The sequence below is a fragment of the Frankia sp. AgKG'84/4 genome (assembly GCF_023242965.2).
Taxonomy (GTDB): domain Bacteria; phylum Actinomycetota; class Actinomycetes; order Frankiales; family Frankiaceae; genus Frankia.
In genome coordinates this window covers 1-1,443 of sequence record NZ_JALKFU020001088.1, presented here as the reverse complement: position 1 = coordinate 1,443, position 1,443 = coordinate 1, and the positions used below count along the sequence as shown (strand labels likewise).

The 1,443-nt window shown below is 77.8% G+C and carries 3 protein-coding genes; all 3 read right to left on the bottom strand.

Annotation, left to right across the window (positions count from 1 at the left end; all coding sequences use genetic code 11):
• Positions 1-595, bottom strand: a 595-nt coding sequence (locus tag MXD58_RS27535) for a glycosyltransferase family protein (RefSeq protein WP_518478704.1), incomplete at its 3' end; no start/stop codon positions are given.
• A gap of 351 nt (positions 596-946) precedes the next feature.
• Positions 947-1,153 (bottom strand): small ribosomal subunit Rsm22 family protein, encoded by a 207-nt coding sequence (locus MXD58_RS27530; protein WP_248837050.1) that lies wholly within the window; start codon positions 1,151-1,153, stop codon positions 947-949.
• 21 nt (positions 1,154-1,174) lie between these two features.
• The coding region (locus MXD58_RS27525) for a hypothetical protein (RefSeq protein WP_250610978.1) at positions 1,175-1,443 on the bottom strand (269 nt) is incomplete at its 5' end.

Here is a 1,443-nt window from a genome sequence, read left to right as displayed (position 1 = left end):
GGGTGGCCGCGCCGCAGGCGTAGGCCAGGGGCAGCGCGGTGTGCAGCCAGACCAGCGGGCTGAGCGCGACGAGGGCCGCCGCGAGAACACCGGTCGGCGCGTCGTCGAACAGTTCGCGGGCCAGCCGGTAGGTGCCGGCGACCCAGCCGGCCCCGACGAGGGCCGGCGCCACGGCCATCGTGGCGAACAGCGCCTGGGACGCGGCGAGCAGCGCCGGCCAGCCGGGCAGGTACTTGGTGAACAGCCGGCCGTCGTGCTCGCCGGTGAGCCAGGGCCGCGCGAACGGCTCCCAGGTGGCGGCGTCGAGGGTGAGCTCGCCGCGCAGCAGCATCTGGGCCTGCAGGACGTAGGCGGCCTCGTCGGCGTCGCCCGATCCGTACCGGTAGAGCGTCGCCTGCAGGACGAGGCTCGCGGTGAACGAGCCGGCGCACAGCAGCGCGACAAGCCAGCCTGCGCTCCACCGCGGGCGGGTGATCCGCCGGGGCGCCGGGTCGCCGCCACCGGCCCGGCGTCGGGGGCGAACGAGCCGGGGCACGGGCAGCGTCCGCTGGGTGGGGACGAGGGTGTCGGCCGGTGCCGGTGGGCGCCGGGGCATCGCCACCGCGCAGGGCCCGTTGGCACGTGCCGTCCGCGTCCGCGCTTGCCCACCGCCGCGCATCCCGCCCCGTCCCCGGCCTGACCGTCCCGATGTGCACCGAACCGCCCGACTTTCGCCATGCTCACGGTCGGTATGTGCGTCATCAGGGTAGAGGCAGGGATTGGGGGTGTTCGCCCCCAGGGGTCCCCGCTGGTGCCCGTCGTGCGCGCCGAGCGCCGTGCCGGCGGGGAGATCCGGTCGCTGGCCGCGGTGGTCCGAACCGGCCTGCGCCGCGGACCCCACCGGGGGGCGAGGGCGATCGCCGCAGGTACCGGCCGGTGCGGCCAGGCCCGGACCGGCCAGGGAAGATCATCCGCTGCGCGGGGCGAGGAACGGCGGGAGGGCGTCGCCCCGGTGGGCGCCCCGCGCCCACCGGTAGTCACCAGTCCCCGCGGGTATCGGGCAGGCGCTGTCGGTCGGGCACGGGGCGGTGATCGTCGCGCCGGCGGCGAGCAGGGCACCGCGGGCGGCGAGGACCCTGGCGTAGCCGGCCGGGGTGCCCGCGTCGATGATCACCAGGTCGCCGGCGGTGACCCGCTACCAGGCCGCCAGCGCGCGCTCGCGGGCGTCTTCGGGCAGTTCGCCGAGCAGGTAGGCGGCGACGGTGAGGTCCGCGCGGACGTCGGGCGGGTCCTCGGCGCCGACGTGGTGCCAGCGGGCCGCGCGCAGCATCACCGGCGCGCGGTCGCGGGCGAGGCGGCGGCCGGTCTCGATCATCAGCGCCGAGCGTTCGACGAGGCGGGTCAGTTCCCGGGCCGGGGCGGGGTCGGCTCCGGTGGCCGCGAGCAGGTCGGCGGGGCCGGGGC